General features: G+C 75.9%; 14 protein-coding genes and 5 tRNA genes. 12 read left to right on the forward strand and 7 right to left on the reverse strand.

The window, feature by feature from the left end; translation table 11 throughout:
• Nucleotides 1–46: 46 nt before the first annotated feature.
• Genes bioD through ACZ6PY_RS23975 form a run of 3 tightly spaced genes read left to right on the forward strand, consistent with a single transcriptional unit; the run spans nt 47 to nt 3261 of the window.
• The gene (gene bioD, locus ACZ6PY_RS23965; protein WP_466075164.1) at nt 47–781 is read left to right on the forward strand and encodes a dethiobiotin synthase; all 735 of its coding nucleotides are present in this window, start codon (nt 47–49) and stop codon (nt 779–781) included.
• Nucleotides 782–835: 54 nt separating this feature from the next.
• Nucleotides 836–2587, forward strand: coding sequence for a sensor histidine kinase (locus ACZ6PY_RS23970; RefSeq protein ID WP_466075166.1), 1752 nt, complete (start codon nt 836–838; stop codon nt 2585–2587).
• Complete coding sequence (locus tag ACZ6PY_RS23975; RefSeq protein WP_466075168.1) at nt 2584–3261, forward strand: response regulator; 678 nt, start codon at nt 2584–2586, stop codon at nt 3259–3261. The genes ACZ6PY_RS23970 and ACZ6PY_RS23975 overlap by 4 nt, the downstream gene beginning before the upstream one ends.
• Before the next feature lie 15 nt (nt 3262–3276).
• On the opposite strand, the gene ACZ6PY_RS23980 is transcribed toward ACZ6PY_RS23975, so the two are convergent.
• The 4 genes from ACZ6PY_RS23980 to ACZ6PY_RS23995 form a co-directional block, all read right to left on the reverse strand.
• Nucleotides 3277–4098: an ABC transporter permease gene (locus ACZ6PY_RS23980; protein ID WP_466075170.1), complete on the reverse strand. Its 822-nt coding sequence runs from the start codon at nt 4096–4098 to the stop codon at nt 3277–3279.
• Nucleotides 4095–5027 carry an ABC transporter ATP-binding protein gene (locus ACZ6PY_RS23985; RefSeq protein ID WP_466075172.1) on the reverse strand — a complete coding sequence of 311 codons (933 nt, stop codon included), beginning with the start codon at nt 5025–5027 and terminating at the stop codon, nt 4095–4097. The genes ACZ6PY_RS23980 and ACZ6PY_RS23985 overlap by 4 nt, the downstream gene beginning before the upstream one ends.
• A 69-nt stretch (nt 5028–5096) precedes the next feature.
• Entirely contained in the window at nt 5097–6260 is a 1164-nt protein-coding gene (locus ACZ6PY_RS23990; RefSeq protein ID WP_466075174.1) for a cytochrome P450, read from the reverse strand.
• A 9-nt stretch (nt 6261–6269) separates the two neighbouring features.
• Nucleotides 6270–6938 (reverse strand): class I SAM-dependent methyltransferase, encoded by a 669-nt coding sequence (locus ACZ6PY_RS23995; protein WP_466075176.1) that lies wholly within the window; start codon nt 6936–6938, stop codon nt 6270–6272.
• Between the two features lie 196 nt (nt 6939–7134).
• Here ACZ6PY_RS23995 and ACZ6PY_RS24000 point away from each other — a divergent pair, with 196 nt between their 5' ends.
• The gene (locus ACZ6PY_RS24000) at nt 7135–7968 is read left to right on the forward strand and encodes a hypothetical protein (RefSeq protein WP_466075178.1); all 834 of its coding nucleotides are present in this window, start codon (nt 7135–7137) and stop codon (nt 7966–7968) included.
• Between the two features lie 84 nt (nt 7969–8052).
• Nucleotides 8053–9222, forward strand: a complete 1170-nt coding sequence (locus tag ACZ6PY_RS24005) for an alkane 1-monooxygenase (protein WP_466075181.1) — start codon at nt 8053–8055, stop codon at nt 9220–9222.
• Here the strand turns inward: ACZ6PY_RS24005 and ACZ6PY_RS24010 are convergent.
• Nucleotides 9210–9812: a TetR/AcrR family transcriptional regulator gene (locus ACZ6PY_RS24010; RefSeq protein WP_466075183.1), complete on the reverse strand. Its 603-nt coding sequence runs from the start codon at nt 9810–9812 to the stop codon at nt 9210–9212. The genes ACZ6PY_RS24005 and ACZ6PY_RS24010 overlap by 13 nt on opposite strands.
• Nucleotides 9813–10084: 272 nt before the next feature.
• On the opposite strand from ACZ6PY_RS24010, the gene ACZ6PY_RS24015 reads away from it, so the two are divergent.
• The 3 genes from ACZ6PY_RS24015 to ACZ6PY_RS24025 all read left to right on the forward strand — a co-directional run bounded on the left by ACZ6PY_RS24015 (nt 10085) and on the right by ACZ6PY_RS24025 (nt 10350).
• Nucleotides 10085–10157, forward strand: a tRNA-Gly gene (locus ACZ6PY_RS24015).
• Nucleotides 10158–10191: 34 nt separating this feature from the next.
• Nucleotides 10192–10262 (forward strand) — tRNA-Cys (locus ACZ6PY_RS24020).
• Nucleotides 10263–10275: 13 nt separating this feature from the next.
• A tRNA-Val gene (locus ACZ6PY_RS24025) sits at nt 10276–10350 on the forward strand.
• Nucleotides 10351–10399: 49 nt separating this feature from the next.
• Here the strand turns inward: ACZ6PY_RS24025 and ACZ6PY_RS24030 are convergent.
• Nucleotides 10400–11380, reverse strand: coding sequence for an ArsR/SmtB family transcription factor (locus ACZ6PY_RS24030; RefSeq protein WP_466075186.1), 981 nt, complete (start codon nt 11378–11380; stop codon nt 10400–10402).
• Nucleotides 11381–11450: 70 nt separating this feature from the next.
• Here ACZ6PY_RS24030 and ACZ6PY_RS24035 point away from each other — a divergent pair, with 70 nt between their 5' ends.
• Nucleotides 11451–12266 carry an isocitrate lyase/PEP mutase family protein gene (locus ACZ6PY_RS24035; RefSeq protein WP_466075190.1) on the forward strand — a complete coding sequence of 272 codons (816 nt, stop codon included), beginning with the start codon at nt 11451–11453 and terminating at the stop codon, nt 12264–12266.
• Nucleotides 12267–12349: 83 nt separating this feature from the next.
• Here ACZ6PY_RS24035 and ACZ6PY_RS24040 read toward each other — a convergent pair whose 3' ends face one another.
• Entirely contained in the window at nt 12350–12592 is a 243-nt protein-coding gene (locus tag ACZ6PY_RS24040; RefSeq protein ID WP_466075193.1) for a DUF6458 family protein, read from the reverse strand.
• A 184-nt stretch (nt 12593–12776) separates the two neighbouring features.
• On the opposite strand from ACZ6PY_RS24040, the gene ACZ6PY_RS24045 reads away from it, so the two are divergent.
• The 3 genes from ACZ6PY_RS24045 (at nt 12777) to ACZ6PY_RS24055 (ending at nt 14957) form a co-directional block, all read left to right on the forward strand.
• Nucleotides 12777–12849 (forward strand) — tRNA-Gly (locus tag ACZ6PY_RS24045).
• Nucleotides 12850–12901: 52 nt separating this feature from the next.
• Nucleotides 12902–12976 (forward strand) — tRNA-Val (locus ACZ6PY_RS24050).
• Nucleotides 12977–13310: 334 nt separating this feature from the next.
• Nucleotides 13311–14957 (forward strand): PKD domain-containing protein, encoded by a 1647-nt coding sequence (locus ACZ6PY_RS24055; RefSeq protein WP_466075197.1) that lies wholly within the window; start codon nt 13311–13313, stop codon nt 14955–14957.
• Nucleotides 14958–15054: the final 97 nt, after the last annotated feature.

The following is a 15054-nucleotide window of genomic DNA, read 5'->3' on the forward strand; positions in this document are numbered from 1 at the left end:
GTGAGCCGGGTTTGCGAGCCCCGCAGTCGCGAACGGAGGACGGCTCATGACGAACGGCAACGGCTGGACCGGGCCGGTGCTGGTGACCGGCACGGACACCGAGGTGGGCAAGACCGTGGTGACCGCGGCGATCGCCGCCGCCGCGCAGGCCGCCGGGCTGCGGGTCGCGGTGGTCAAGCCCGGCCAGACGGGTACGGCCACCGGCGAGCCCGGCGACGTCGACTCGGTGACCCGGCTCGCCGCCCCGCTCACCGGCCGCACCCTGGCCAGCTACCCGGACCCGCTCGCCCCGCTCGCCGCGGCCCGGGTCGCCGAGCTGGAGCCGCTGGAGCTCTACGCCGCGGTCGACGCCATCCGCGAGGAGACCGACAAGCACGACCTGGTGCTCGTCGAGGGGGCCGGCGGGCTGCTCGTACCCATGGGGCTGCGCCCGTCGGGCGAGCCCTGGACGGTGGCCGACCTGGCCGTGTCGCTGGGCGCCCCGGCCGTGGTGGTGGCTCGCGCCGGGCTGGGCACCCTCAACCACACGGCGCTCACCCTGGAGGCGCTGGAACGGCGGGCCGTCCCGGCCGGCGTGGTGATCGGCGCCTGGCCGGGCGAACCGGAGCTGGTGCACTGGCTGAACCTGTCCGACCTGGTGCCGAACCTGCTGGGCGCGGTGCCGATGGGCGCCGGCGGGATGGATCCGGGCGTGTTCCGGCGGTCCGCGCCGGGCTGGCTCACCCCGGCCCTCTACGGCGTGCTCGACGACTGGCGCGCCTGGGCCGAGGAGATCAGCTGAGCACCTGACTTTCGTCGGTGTGCGGCCCGGCCGGCCGTGGGTAGCCTGGCCGCCGTGGAAGCGCCGCGAACCCCGCCGTCCGGCCGGCGCCGGGCCGGTGACCTGCTGCTCTGGGCCGTGCTCGCCGCCCCGGTGGCGTACGCCGGGCTGACCCCGCCCTGGCCGCGCCACGCCGCGCCGCTGCTGGCCGCCTCGCTGGCGCTGCTCGGCCTCGCGGTGGCGTTCGGCCGTCGCTGGCCCCTCGCGGCGCTGCTGGCCGTGGTGCTCGGCTCGCTCGTCGACGGCAACTTCGTCTTCGGCATCCCGGTGTTCAGCTACCTGGCCGGCCGGCGCAGTGCCGGCGCCGGCCGGGTGGCCGCCGTCTTCGGCGCCATCGCGGTGGCCGGCACGGCGCTCAACCTCGGGCTGTTCGGCACCAACCCGGGCACCTGGTTCCTGCTGGCCTCGGTGCTGCTGTTCGCCGGGGTCTTCCCCTGGCTGCTGGGGCGGCTGCGCCGGCAGCAGCGGGCGCTCGCCGAGGCCGGGGAGCGGCACGCCGAGGCCGAGGAGCGGGAGCGGCGGGCCGCCGTGGAGCGGGTACGGCTGCGTGAGCGGGCCCGGATCGCGCAGGACATGCACGACTCGCTGGGGCACGACCTGAGCCTCATCGCGCTGCGCGCCGCCGCGCTGGAACTGGCCGCCGACCTGCCGCCCGCCCACCGGAGCGCGGCCGGGGAGCTGCGGGCCAGCGTGTCCGCCGCCACCGAGCGGCTGCACGACATCATCGGCGTGCTGCGGGAGGAGCGGTCCGGGTCGCTGCGGCCGGCCGGCGAGACGGTGGCGGAGCTGGTCGACGGCGCGCGCGACGCCGGGATGGCGGTGGAGCTGCGCGCCGACCCGGACGGCGGCGACCTGCCGCCGCTGGTCGCGCACGCCGTGCACCGGGTGGTCCGCGAGGCGTTGACCAACGCCGCCCGGTACGCCCCGGGCGCCCCGCTGACCGTCACCGTCGACCGGGCCGGCGGGGAGGTGGCGGTGTCGGTCGTCAACGGGCGGCCGCCGGCCGGACCGCTGCCGGGGCCGGCGTCGCACGGCTCGGGGCTGCTGGCTCTGCGCGAGCGGGTCCGCCTGGCCGGGGGCGTGCTCGACGCCGGCCCCCGGGACGCCGGGTTCGCCGTCACGGCACGCCTGCCGATCACCACCGCCGCGGCGCCGGCCGGTCACGACCCCAGCCCGGCGCCGGCCGGTCACGACCCGGGCCCGGCGCCGGCCGGTCACGACCCCAGCCCGGCGCCGGCCGGTCACCGGCCGATCCGGGCAGTGGTCGGGACCGCGCCGGTCCGGGCGGCGATGGATCACGAGCCGGGCCGGGTGGCGGTCGGGGACGAGCCGGCGGACGACCCGGCCCGGAGGGTGCCGTGGTCCGGCGGGCCCGAGGACGGCCCCGGCGGTCCGCGGCCCGGTGGGACCGCGGACGGCCGCCCCGGGGAGGCGGCGCGGCGGCTGCGGGAGGCCCGGCGGCGGGCCCGGCGCAGCCTGCTGGTGGCGTTCGGCGCCCCGGCCGGCCTCGCCCTGGTGCTCGCGCTGGTCTACTACCCGCTCGCCACGGCCGGCGCGGTCCTCGACCGGTCCGGCTACGAGCGACTGCGCCTCGGCGAGGAGCGGGACGCCCTCGGGCTGCCCCGCCGGCAGGCCGACCCGCCGGCCGAGGGCGCGACAGCCGGCTGCGAGTACTACACCGACGGGAACTTCCCGTTCGCGGAGCCGACCTGGCGGCTCTGCTTCACCGACGGCCGGCTGGTCAGCAAGGAGCGGATCGCGCAGTGAGCGACGACCACGGGCGGCCCCTGCGGGTGGTGCTCGCCGACGACGAGGCGATGGTGCGCGCCGGGGTGCGGGCCATCCTGGCCGCCGACCCGGGCATCGAGGTGGTCGGCGAGGCCGGCGACGGCCACGCCGCCGTGGAACTGGTCCGGGCGCACCGGCCCCGGGTGGCGCTGCTGGACGTCCGGATGCCCCGGCAGGACGGGCTGGCCGCGGCGGCGGAGATCCGGCGGCTGGTGCCGGAGACCGCCACGGTCATGCTCACCACGTTCGGCGACGACGACCTGATCGCCCGGGCGCTCGGTCACGGTGCGAGCGGATTCCTGCTCAAGTCCGGCGACCCGCGGGAGCTGCTCGCCGGCCTGCGGGCGGTGGCCGACGGCGGCGCGTACCTGTCGCCGCGGGTGGCGCGCCGGGTCATCGCGCTCAGCGGCGGCCGGCTGGCCCGCGGCCCGTACGCGCGGGACCGGCTGGCGGGGCTCACCGACCGGGAGCGGGAGGTGCTCGCCCTGGTCGGGGCGGGGCTGTCCAACGCCGAGATCGCCCGCCGGCTGCACCTCGTCGAGGGCACCGTGAAGAGCTACCTGACCAGCATCTTCACCCGGCTGGACGTGCGCAACCGGGTGCAGGCGGCGATCCTCGCGTACGAGGCGGGGCTGGTCCCGCCTACCGGCTGACCAGCCCCGCCCCGCTCAGGCGTCCCGGCGGCGCAGCGCCCAGCGGCCCAGCGCCAGCGCGGCGACGGCCCAGCCGGCGAGCACCAGCAGCCCGACCGCCGCCGGGTACGGCTCGGTGTCACCGGCGAGGAAGTGGTTGCCGGCCACCCCGGGGAACGCGTCGGCGATCCGGGTGAGCACGGTGATTCCCGGCTCCTGGAGCGACAGCGGCACGATCATCAGCAGTGCGAACAGCACGGTCAGGGTGAGCACCGCGCCGCGCAGCGCCGCCGCCAGGCCCAGCGCCAGCACGCCCAGCAGCGCGAGGTACGCGGCCGAGGCGACCACGTCGGCCACGGTGCCACCCAGCGGGGCTCGGCCCCACTCGCCGAGCACCGGCCCGGCGACCGCGGCGCCGACCGCGCCGACGGGCAGCCCGGTCAGGAACGTCACGGCGCCGACCACGACCGCCTTGGCCGCCAGCACCCGACCCCGCGACGGGGTGCAGCGCAGCGTCGTCCGGATGGTGCCGGTGGCGTACTCGCTGGTGATCGCGAAGAGGCCGAGGGCCAGCACGACGTACTGGGTGAGTTCCAGCGCGCCGGTGACGATCTCGCCGACCTCGACGATCCCGGGGTTCACGGTCGGGTCGTCGTCGGTGTTCGCGTTCACCGCGTAGATGGCGAGCTGGCCGGCGGTGGCCGTCATGGTGAGCACGGCGGCCAGCAGCGTCCACCAGGTGGAGCGGACCGACCAGAGCTTGGTCCACTCGGCGGCCACCGCACCGGTGAACGGGCCGCTGGTCGGGGCGGGCCGGGCCGGCGGCCGGGTCGGGGTGACGGTGGACAGGGCGGTCATCGGGTCTCGCCTCCGGTCGGGCCGGCCGCGTACTCCACGCTGCCGGCGGTCAGTTCCAGGAACGCCTCCTCCAGGGAGGCGGCCACCGGGGTCAGCTCGTGCAGCCGCACCCCCAGCTCGTACGCGAGGTCACCGACCCGGTCGGCCGTGACGCCGGTGACGGTCAGCCCGCCCTCGTCCGGGTCCACCGTCGCCCCCTCGGCGGCCAGCCGCGCCCCGAGCGTCGCGAGGCCGGCCGGCTCGGGTCCGCGTACCCGGACCGAGCTGGCCGGGCGGGCGGCGATCAGGTCGGCGAGCGGCGCGTCGGCGACGAGCCGGCCCCGGCCGAGCACCACCACCCGGTCGGCGGTCTGCTGCATCTCGCTCATGAGGTGGCTGGAGATGAGCACGGTCCGTCCCTCGTCGGCGAGGCCGCGGGTGAACCGGCGGATCCACCGCACCCCGTCCGGGTCGAGCCCGTTCACCGGCTCGTCGAGCAGCAGCACCGGCGGGTCGCCGAGCAGCGCCCCGGCGATGCCGAGTCGCTGGCCCATGCCCAGCGACAGGGCGCGTCCCGGCTTGTCGGCGGCCCGCTCGTCCAGCCCGACCAGGTCGAGCACCTCGTCGACGCGGCGGGCCGGGATGCCGTTGCTGCGGGCCATCGCCCGCAGGTGCGCCCGCCCGGAGCGGGCCGGGTGCACACCGGTGGCGTCGAGCAGCGCGCCGACCTCGTGGAGCGGGTACCGCAACTCCCGGTAGGGGCGGCCGTTCACCAGGGCCTGCCCGGCGGTCGGCCGGTCCAGCCCGAGCACCATCCGCATGGTGGTGGACTTGCCCGCGCCGTTCGGGCCGAGGAAGCCGGTGACCTGCCCCGGTCCTATCTCGACGGTCAGGTCGTCGACCGCGGTGGCCGCGCCGAACCGTTTCGTCAACGCACGAAGTGTGATCATGCGCCGACGGTAGGCAGCGGAGGGGGTGGCGCACCGCCACCGAAGGGCACCGCCCCACCCTGACTTTCGTCAGGTCCGGCGGACCACGAACGCGTCGGGCATGCGGAAGGTGAGGTTGTCCGGGCACCACGGCGGCCGGACCACGCTCACCCCGTCGAGCAGCGGCGCCGCCTCGGCCACCACCACGGCCGCCTCCATGCGGGCCAGCTGCGCCCCGACGCACCGGTGCGGGCCGGCCCCGAAGGCCAGGTGCCGGCGGGAGCCGCGCTGCCCCGGCCGGAACTCGCCGGGGGCGGCCACCACGGCCGGGTCCCGGCCGGCCCGGGCCAGCCAGGCCACGATGCTGGTGCCGGCCGGGACGGCGACCTCGCCCAGGGTGGTGTCCACCGCGGCCACCCGCCGCCAGGTGACGATCGGCGGTTCCAGCCGCAGCCCCTCCTCGACCACGTCGGCCACCGCGACCTCGCCCGCGCGCAGGCCGGCCCGCACCGCCGGTTCGCCGGCCAGCCGGTGCAGCAGCAGGGTGAGGAACTGGGAGGTGGTCTCCTGGCCGGCGACCAGCAGGAAGAAGAGCGCCCCGACCACCACGTCGGGGGAGTGCCCGGCGTCGCGCAGCCGGGCGGCCAGCCCGCCCCCGGTGGCCGCGAACGCGCGCAGCCCGGTGTGGAACCGGCCCACCTCGGCGGCCAGGGCGAGCTGGCGCGCGGGGTCGAGCGGCGCCCAGAACAGCTCCAGGGCGGCCCGGGCGAAGTCCTTGACCGCGCCGACCGGGGCGTCCGGCAGCTCGACCAGCCGGGCCAGCACCAGCAGCGGCAGGTCGGCGGCGAGTTCCGCGTACAGGTCGACCGGCTCGCCCGCGGCGAGGGCGGCCGCCAGCCGGGTGACCCGCTGCCGCACCAGGCCGGTCAGCCAGGGCCGCTGGGCGGCCACCCGGTCCGGGTGCAGCGCGTCGGCGACGATCGCGCGGATCTCCGGGTGGCTGGCCCCCGCGTTGTTCGCGAGCGTCGGCGGCAGCCGGAACCGGTGCCCGGCGAGCACCCGCAGCGCGGCCACCGGGACCGGGGTCACCGCGTCGAGGGCGTTGTCCGGCCGGAACGTCGCCGGGTCGGTGAGCAGCCGCCGGACCAGGGCGTGCCGGGTCACCACGAGGTGCGGCACGCCGACGTGGTCGACCACGGTGGCCGCGTCGGGCCACGGTCCGTCGACGGCCTCGCCCCAGCCCCGGAACAGCACGGCGTCACGCTAGCGGGCGGCTCCGGGCGGAGCCGGGTCCAGCTCCCACACGGTGGTGTGCTTCACCGGTACGCTCTCCAGCGCCTCCGGCACCGGCACCTCGTAGGCGGCCAGCTCGTGGAAGCGCTCGCGGGGCAGGAACGCCCGGCCGGGGTCGCCGACCAGCACCCGGGCCCCGGACCGGGCCGCCCGGAGCAGGAAGCGCAGCACCCGGCGGGCCATCGCCTCGCTGTAGAACACGTCACCGGCCAGCACCACCTCGGCGTCCCCGGCGTCGCCGTCCAGGATGTCCCCCAGTTCGGCGTCGACGCGTACCCCGTTGGCCTCGGCGTTGAGCGCGACGGCCGCGACGGCGCGCTCGTCCACCTCGACGGCCCGGACGGCGGTCGCGCCGCACCGGGCGGCGGCGATGGCGACCAGGCCGGAGCCGGAGGCGAGGTCGAGCACCCGGCGTCCGGCGACCAGGTCGGGGTGGTCGGTGACGTAGCGGGCGAGGGCCTGGCCGCCGGCCCAGGCGAACGCCCAGAACGGCGGCGGTTGGGCGCTGTGGAACTCGCCCTCGGTCAGCTCCCAGAGACCGATCGGCTCGTCGGCCTGGTGCAGCCGCACCTCCGGGACGAAGGCGACCGGGGTGAGCCGGGCGTGCAGCCGGACGAAGGCCGCGGACAGGTCGGACACCGGGTGATTCTGTCGTACGCCCGGAGGCGGCCGGCGGGCGATCCCGGGCGTGTCGCCGAGGGGGCGTGACCGGTTCACCACGCTCGGTGAGAAGGGGTCCCGGTGTTGCCGGTCCGTGCGAACACGCCCGTCTACCGGGCCGCCCGTGGCGCTCCTAGCGTTTCGGGGTGGACGCGGCCGACGGGAGGAGACGGTGGTGAGCGGGTGGCGGTACGCGCTGCGGATCGGGGTGGTGCTGGGCTGCCTGGCGGGGGCAGGGTTCGGCGCGGCCGTGCCGGCCGGAGCGGCGGCGGCCTTCTCGACCGAGCTGAGCGGGCTGCCGGACGAGTTCACCGCCGGCGACCGGGTCGAGACCCTGTCCGCCGTGGTGTCCCGCACCGACGGGGGCGGCTGCGTCAAGGTGCGCTGGTCGATGGTGCTGCGGGTGCAGGGCCTGCGGCTGGACCAGGTCAAGGTGGACCGGGTCGAGGACGACGGCTCGTTCCCGCTGGAGGTGCGCACCGAGGGGGACACGGCCCGGCTGACCGACCGTGACCTGGACCCGGGGCTGCTGTGCCCGGGTCGCACCGTCACGGCCCGCTATCGGGTGGCCTTCGCCGAGGACGTGGCCCGGGGGCGGGTGAGCTTCGCCGCCGAGGCGTACGACCCGGGGTTGCGCCTGCTGGCCCGGCGGACCGCCGACCGCCGGGTGGTGGGGGAGGAGGCGACGGCCGCGCCGACCGAGGCGACGCCGGAGCCCACGGAGCGCAGCGCCGAGCCGACCGAACCGGCCACCGGGGAGCCGGCGGCGGAGGAGCCGTCGAGCGAGGCGGCGGTGGTCGAACCCCCGCCGCCCGGCGCGGCGGGCCGGCCGGTCGCCACCTCGGGCGGCTTCGGCGTGGTCCAGGTCGCCTTCCTCCTCGGCGGGCTGCTGGTCTTCCTCGGTGCGGGCCTGCTGCTGCGGATGCGGCGCCTGCTGCGCCCCGCCCGCGAGGCACCCGAGGATCCGGGAGCGGCGTTCGCCCGGCCGCCGGTGCGGGCGCGCTGGTGACGGCGCTTTACAAAAATCAGCCTCTTGTAAACCGCCGGGCGGCCTGCCACAGTCTGGGCAGGAGTATCGGATCGGAGGCTGACGATGGGCACCGACACCGTCCCCTGGCGGGACACCCGCAAGCCGCTCTGGCCGCTCGCCCTGCTCGTCCCCGCGCTGCCCTTCCTCGGCTGGTGGCTGTGGCACACCACCGGCGCCGGCTGGGCCTGGTGGCTCACCCCGGCCGTCGTCTTCGGCGTCATCCCCGTGGTCGACCTGCTCATCGGCGACGACCGGGAGAACCCGCCGGAGGAGCTGGTGCCCGCGCTCCAGGCCGACGGCTACTACCGCTGGCTCACCTACCTCTACCTGCCGGCCCAGTACGCGGCCCTCGTGCTCTGCTGTGCCGTGTGGACCCACGGCGGGCTCTCCTGGCCGGCCGCCGCCGGCCTGGTCGCCACCATCGGGGTGGTCGACGGCATCGCCATCAACACGGCCCACGAGCTGGGCCACAAGCGGGAGGCGGCGGAACGCTGGCTGTCCCGGATCGCCCTCGCGCCGACCGGGTACGGGCACTTCCACGTCGAGCACAACCGGGGGCACCACACCCGGGTGGCCACCCCCGAGGACCCGGCAAGCTCCCGGCTGGGCGAGACGTTCTGGGCGTTCTGGCCGCGTACGGTCTGGGGCAGCCTGCGCTCGGCCTGGCGGCTGGAGAGCAGCCGCCTGCGCCTGCGGGGCCGCAGCCCGTGGACCTGGCGCAACGACGTGCTCACCGCCTGGGCCATGACCGTGCTGCTCTACGCCGTGCTCGCGGTCGCCTTCGGCCCCGGGGTGCTGGTCTTCCTCGCGCTCCAGGCGGTGGTCGGCTTCTCGCTGCTGGAGGTGGTCAACTACCTGGAGCACTACGGGCTGGCCCGGCAGCGCACCGCCGCCGGCCGCTACGAGAAGGTCGACCCGCGGCACAGCTGGAACAGCGACCGGACGGTCACCAACGTCTTCCTCTTCCAGCTCCAGCGGCACAGCGACCACCACGCCAACCCGCTGCGCCGCTACCAGACGCTGCGCAGCTTCGACGCCTCCCCGCAGCTGCCGGCCGGCTACGCCACCATGGTGGTCGCCGCGCTGCTGCCGCCGGTCTGGCGGCGGGTCATGGACCACCGGGTGCTCGCCCACTACGGCGGTGACCTGGAGCTGGCCAACGTGCACCCGCCGGCCCGGGACCGGCTGCGGCGGCGGGGTGCCGCCCGCGCCCGGCCCGTTCAGTCGAGTTGAGCCGGCTCCAGGCCCAGCTCCCGTGCCGCGACGAGGCGGACCCACTCGGCGATCTGCCGGCGGGTGATCACCCGCTCGTGCACCGCGAGCTGCACGGCGAGGCCGTCCATCACGGCGCTGATCCGCCACGCCGCGCCGGCCGGGTCGGGGCAGTCGAAGGTGCCGTCGGCCACCCCGTCGGCGATGACCGCGGCCAGGTCCTGCCGCCACCGCAGGTCCAGCCGGCGGGACAGCTTCTCCAGCTCGGGGGTGCGCAGCGACTCGGCCCACCCGTCGATCCACATGGACCAGGAGGTCGACCGGCCGGTCGGGGCGTAGAGGCGGAGCATCCGGCGCAGCTTGGCCAGCGGCGGGGCGTTGGAGCGGAGCACCGTGTCGAGCCGGTGGAGATCCTGCTCGACGGCGTAGGCGAACGCCTGCGCGAGCAGCCGGTCCTTGGTGGCGAAGTGGTAGAAGACCAGGGCCTGGCTGACCCCGGCGGCCTCGGCCACGTCGGCCGTGCGGGTGTTGGCGAGTCCCCGTTCCGCGATCACCTCACAGGCCGTGCGCAGCAGCGCGTCCAGGCGGATCTCGGCGGCACGTCTCGTCACGCCGTTACCGTAGCCCATCCGAGTGACCACGAGGAGTTACCAAGGCCGCTGGTCGGGCGCACGACAGTCGGCTTCCGGACAGTGCGTCCGGGGCGACAATCCGCAGGTCCTCGCCCTGCGTCGCCCTTGATCGCTTTCCACCCAGGCTCCTAGGAAGCTTCGCGGGACGGGAGGTCCGTCACCCGGACGCGCCCGGGAACGGGACCCGATTTGGCAACCGTTCCCGGGCTCGGCTAAAGTTCTCATCCGTCACCGGATAACACCGGGGGCACGCGGACGTAGCGCAGCTGGTAGCGCATCACCTTGCCAAGGTGAGGGTCGCGGGTTCGAATCCCGTCGTCCGCTCGGAGCTGCCGCCACGCATGTCGGGGGCAACCTCGGTGGAGTGGCCGAGAGGCGAGGCAACGGCCTGCAAAGCCGTGTACACGGGTTCAAATCCCGTCTCCACCTCGGCAGTTGACGAGGGCGATTGGCGCAGTGGGAGCGCGCTTCCTTGACACGGAAGAGGTCACTGGTTCAAACCCAGTATCGCCCACCAGCGGAGAAGGTCGTGTCGATCATTCGACACGACCTTTCCTGTTTCTCCGTCACGCCGACGCGCCCAGCAGCGCCTCGGCCACGGCAGTGCGGCTGCTCAGCAGCGACCGCCCCTGCCGGTGCGTCACCACCAGGCCGGCCGCCCGCAACGCGGTGAGATGCTGCGACACCCCGGCCGGGGACAGCCCGGTGCGCCGGGCCAGCTCGGTGGTCGACCGCGGCGCGTCCAGCGCGGCGAGCAGCCGCGCCCGGCCCCGCCCGAGCACCGCGCCCAGCGCGTCCGGCGCCTCCGCCGGGCACTCCCACAGCCCACCGATCCCCCGCGCCGGGTAGGCCAGCTGCGGGACGTCGCCGGCCGCGATGCTGAGCACCGACGGCCAGACGAACACCGAGGGCACCAGCACCAGCCCCCGGCCGTCCGGCACGTCCGGCGCGGCGCAGTGGCGCTGGCTGATCAGCAGGGCGTCGCCCTCCCAGCGGACCCGCTCGTGCAGGTCGTTGAGCAGCCCCGCCGCGCCGTCCTCGGCCAGCCGGCGGGCCCGGTGGAACACCTCGGCGTCGAGGACCGCCCGGATCCGGGGCCAGTCGCGGGCCACGGCCACCCGCCAGTACGCCGCGATCTCGTCGGCGAGCCGGCCCAGCCCGGCCTCCGGGTCGGCGTACAGGGCGGCCACCGCCGCGGGCCGCGGCCCGGGACAGAGGTCCAGCTGGGCGCGGACCGTGTCCGGCGGGGTGGCGCGGAGCACGGCCAGCTCCTGGTCCAGGTCCGGCGTGAGGCCGGCCGGCGGCGGGGTGAGGAAGTCGGGCAGGTAGCCCGGCGCGGGCGGGACCAGGTGCCCGAGCAGGCCGGTGGCCGGGTCGAGCAGCCCCGCCTCGGCCAGCCGCGGCCGGACCCGATTGGCCCAGGGCAGGTGCAGCGCGTGCCGGCCCGGGTCGCGGAGCACCCGGACGCCGGCCATCACCTCCCAGAGACAGGAGAGCGCGAAGCGGACCCGGGCCACGCCACCCGCCGACAACCCGATCGCGACCACGCCGCCCCCCGTCGTTTCAGCCAGGGCTGAAACATTACGGCGGCCGGCGCCGCCGCCCGAGACTGGGCGGGTGAACGAACAGCACACCCGAGCCCTGCACCTCCGATCCCTGCACGTCCCCGGCGAGCCGCTGGTCCTGGTCAACGCCTGGGACGCGGCGAGCGCCCGGATCGTCGCCGCGGCCGGCGCCCGCGCCGTGGCCACCACGAGCGCGGGCGTCGCCTGGAGCCGCGGCGTACCCGACGGCGACGCCCTCGGCCGCGAGACCGCCGTCGACGTCGTCCGCCGCGTCGCCGCCGCGGTGCCGCTGCCGGTCACCGCCGACATCGAGTCCGGGTACGGCGACAGCGCCGACGAGGTCGCCGAGACGGTGGCCGCGGTGCTGGCGGCCGGCGCCGTCGGCGTGAACGTCGAGGACGCCCGCCACGACGGCGGCGCGCCCCTGCGCCCGGTCGAGGAGCAGGCCGCCCGGCTGGCCGCCGTCCGGTCCGCCGCCGACCGGGCCGGCATCCCGCTGTACGTGAACGCCCGCATCGACACCTTCCTCCGCGGGGCCGGCGGGATCGAGGAGACCGTGGCGCGGGCCGGGGCGTACCTGGCCGCCGGCGCGGACGGGATCTTCGTGCCCGGGGTGGTCGACCCGGACACGGTGGCCGCCCTGGTCGCCGCCATCCCGGCGCCGCTGAACGTGCTGGCCGGGCCGGGTGCCCCGCCGGTGGCGGCGCTGGCGAAGCTCGGGGTGGCCCGGGTCAGCCTCGGCTCCGCGGTCGCCGAGGCCGCGTACGCGGTGGCCCGGCGGGCCGCCGAGGAGGCGTTCACCGCCGGGACGTACGGCGCGCTGGCCGACGCGCTCGACTACGGCACGCTGAACGAGCTGATGCGCTGACCGGGTACGCGAAACGGGGGCGCCCGGCGGCGCCCCCGTCACACCCAATGCAGGGACCGATCAGCTCCGGCGGCCCCGGCGGGTCACAGCGGCGGGGCGACGTCCCGGCGCTCCTCGACCCGGCGGTACTCGACCGGCTCGGCCGTGGTGACCACCTCGCGGCGGCGGCGGCCCCACACCAGGGACGTCATGATCAGGCCCAGGACGCCGGCCGCCATGAGGATCCAGCCGACGACGTCCAGGTCGATCCCGCCGACGCTGGCGTTCAGCGCGAACGTGAGGATCGCGCCGACCGCGATCAGGAAGATGCTCGTTCCGATACCCACGACAGCCTCCTTCGGGGGATTGTTGTGCTGTCGCAGCAGTCAGTACCCCCGGGGCGAGCGGCGCAACCACCAGGCCGTGACGGCGGTCACCCGATCGTCGCCCGGGGCGCGCCGGGGCCCTGCCGCGCGGCGATCTTGCCATCGGGTACAGTTGCAGCCGTCGCCGGCGCGAGCCGGTGACAACGCGGACGTAGCGCAGCTGGTAGCGCATCACCTTGCCAAGGTGAGGGTCGCGGGTTCGAATCCCGTCGTCCGCTCGCGATCCGCCCCCTCGCAGGCCGACCGTCGCCGGTGATCCGGCGGGTGCCCGGGCGATTGGCGCAGTGGGAGCGCGCTTCCTTGACACGGAAGAGGTCACTGGTTCAAACCCAGTATCGCCCACCAGCAGTCCGAACAGCACGAAGGCTCGTCACCGCCCGCGGTGGCGGGCCTTCTTTCTTCCGCCCGAACCGACCGGCGACAGGAACGCTTCGTCACGTAGCGGATCACGGCGGCTCCGAGGGGTACGGGCGGTGGTGGCCATCGTGCCGTCGACCGCCGACATCGGGTGGATCGTGCCGCCGGTCGCCGCCGCCCGCGGTCCGCCGGGTCGCCGGCCACTGGCCACATCGGTCGCCCGGCCACACGGAGGAACTGGTACCGATCCGCCCAACGGGTTATGGAACCGCTGGCCCGCAGCGTGACAGGGTGATGGCCCGTGGAGCTGGGAGGCGATCGTATGCGGTCAGTCAGGCAGGGACGGTGGCGGCGCACAGCCGCCCGGCTGGGTGTGGCCGCGCTGTTCGTGGCCACCGGCGTGGGGCTGGGCGCCTCGCCCGCGCAGGCGACCGCCACCCGGACCGTCGCGTTCTGGAGCATGGACGAGCCGGCCGGGTCGACGGTGCTCAGGGACAGCAGCGGCAACGGCCGCAACGGCGCCATCGGCGCGGAGGTCGTCACCGGCGCGCTCTACGCCGGCGCGACCGGGCACCGGTTCGCCACCCACCTGCCCACCGACCAGGAGTACGTCCCGGGCCACGTGAACGTGGTGCCGCACACCACCGACTTCAACCCGGACGCCGGGGACTTCTCCTTCACCATCCGCTACCGGACCACGTACTCCTTCGGGAACATCCTCCAGAAGGGACAGGGCGCGACCGTCGGCGGCTACTGGAAGTTCGAGGCCCCGGGCGGCAAGCCGAAGTGCCTGTTCCGGGGCGGCGACGGCGCCTCCCGCACCGGCTACACCGACGTGCCCATCTCCGACGGGCAGTGGCACACGGTCACCTGCAACCGCACGGCCAGCTACGTGGAGATGTACGTCGACGGGGTGCGGACCAGCCGGCTGAACGGGCCGACCGGCACCATCGCCAACACCAAGCAGCTCTCCATCGGCGGCAAGAGCCAGTGCGACGGCGTGGAGGTCACCTGCGACTACTTCGCCGGTGACATCGACTACGTGAAGATCCTCAAGGGCTCGGGCGGCCCCGCCAACCAGCCGCCGGTGGCGCGGCTCGTCCCGTCCTGCTCCGGGCTGGTCTGCACCTTCTCCGCCGCCGGGTCCACCGACGCCGACGGCGCGATCCAGGACCACCACTGGGCCTTCGGCGACGGGTCCACCACCGACACCGTCTCCGTGCCGACCACCTCGCACACGTACGCGGCGGCCGGCACCTACCCGGTCACCCTCACGGTCACCGACGACCGGGGTGCCACCGGCACGGCGACCGTCGACGTCACCGTCGCGCCGGTGCCCGAGCGGATCGCCTTCGTCGGCCAGGCCACCGCGAACGCCAACTGGACCAGCCACGCGGTGACCGTGCCGCCGACCGTCCAGCCGGGCGACACCCTGCTGCTCCTGCTCAGCCAGAACACCCACACCGGCACCGGTGAGCCCACCGGGGTCACCGGCTGGACCCGCCTCGACCGGCTCGACGGTGGCTTCGCCACCACCACCGCCTGGTGGAAGGTCGCCGCCGCCGGGGACGCCGGAACCGCGGTACGCGTCGCCCTCGACAGCCAGGCCAAGGGCAACCTGGTGGTGGCCGCGTACCGGGGCGCCGCCCCGAGCGCGCCGGTCTTCGCCCGGGCCACCGACCCGGCCAGCACCGCCACCCGCATCACCCCGTACGCCCCGGTCACCGCCGAGCAGAGCTGGGCCGTGTCGTACTGGCTGCACGGCGACGCGGCGTCCACGGCGCTGACCCCGCCGGCCGGCGTCGACGTGCGCAGCAACAGCTCCCAGACCGGCGGCGGACGGGTGACCGCCCTCCTCGCCGACTCGGGCAGCAGCGTGCCGGCCGGCACCTACGGCGGCCTGGCCGCGGTGGGCGCGGCGGCCAGCACGACGACCACGACCTGGACGTTCGTCCTGCGCCCGGCCTGACCCGGATACGCCGCTGGCCGGCACCCCGTGTTCCGGGGTGCCGGCCAGTTTGCGTTGGGTCAGCTGTTCCAGTGCTGGTGGACGATGTCGGTGGCCT

Source organism: Micromonospora sp. NPDC048907 (genome assembly GCF_055586885.1).

Coding starts and splice junctions, on each gene's coding strand:
- ACZ6PY_RS24055 (WP_466075197.1), top strand. CDS start 13,311: ATGCGGTCAGTCAGGCAGGGACGGTGGCGGCGCACAGCCGCCCGGCTG.
- ACZ6PY_RS23980 (WP_466075170.1), bottom strand. CDS start 4,098: ATGACCGCCCTGTCCACCGTCACCCCGACCCGGCCGCCGGCCCGGCCC.
- ACZ6PY_RS23985 (WP_466075172.1), bottom strand. CDS start 5,027: ATGATCACACTTCGTGCGTTGACGAAACGGTTCGGCGCGGCCACCGCG.
- bioD (WP_466075164.1), top strand. CDS start 47: ATGACGAACGGCAACGGCTGGACCGGGCCGGTGCTGGTGACCGGCACG.
- ACZ6PY_RS24005 (WP_466075181.1), top strand. CDS start 8,053: ATGGGCACCGACACCGTCCCCTGGCGGGACACCCGCAAGCCGCTCTGG.